At 67.5% G+C, this 721-nt stretch carries 1 protein-coding gene; it reads left to right on the top strand.

What is annotated here, in order from left to right; all coding sequences use genetic code 11:
• Positions 1-43: 43 nt before the first annotated feature.
• Positions 44-721, top strand: a 678-nt coding sequence (locus tag AC3A4H_RS23585) for an NnrS family protein (RefSeq protein ID WP_487768877.1), incomplete at its 3' end; no start/stop codon positions are given.

Below are 721 nucleotides of genomic sequence, written 5' to 3'. Positions count from 1 at the left end.
GGGCATCAGCCGCGCGGCAGGCGGCAGGGATGGGAAACAGCTGATGGCCGCCTATCAACACCCCTCAGGGCACGACCGCTCGGTGCTGCGCAGCCTTCGCAAGTCCGGCGAGACGAAGCGAGACGGCCGCGGCCGCATCGCGTCGATGCCGCCGATCCTGCAATACGGCTTCCGGCCCTTCTTCTTCCTGGCCGCGCTCTATGCGGGGCTGGCGATCCCGGCCTGGCTCTGGATCTATGTTGCGGGCGGGTCTCTTCCGGGGCCATTTCCAAGCCTCGACTGGCACGTCCACGAGATGCTGTTCGGCTATCTCGCGGCTGTGATCACCGGCTTCGTTCTGACCGCGGTTCCGAACTGGACGGGGCGACTTCCGCTTAGCGGCTGGCCGCTTGCCGGGCTGGTCGCGCTATGGCTGGCCGGCCGGGCCGCCTGCGCGTTCCTGCCCGTTCCGTCGCTCGCGATGGCGGTCGACCTCGCGTTTCCAGCAGTTCTGGCCCTGGCGCTGTGGCGAGAAATCATTGCCGGACGGAACTGGAAAAACCTGCCGGTCGCGGCGATGATCACGCTTTTCGGCGCGGCCAACGCGCTGCATCACGCAGCGAACCTCGGACTGACCCCTTCGGGCCTTGGCCCGCGGCTCGCGCTTGCTGTCGTTGCCATGCTGATCGCGCTGATCGGCGGGCGCATCGTCCCCAGCTTCACGCGCAACTGGCTGGTCAAA

The organism is Pseudaminobacter sp. Soil_N_29, from assembly GCF_057656055.1.
The sequence above is the reverse complement of the archived record's forward strand: the minus strand, read 5'-3'. Positions and strand labels throughout refer to the sequence as shown.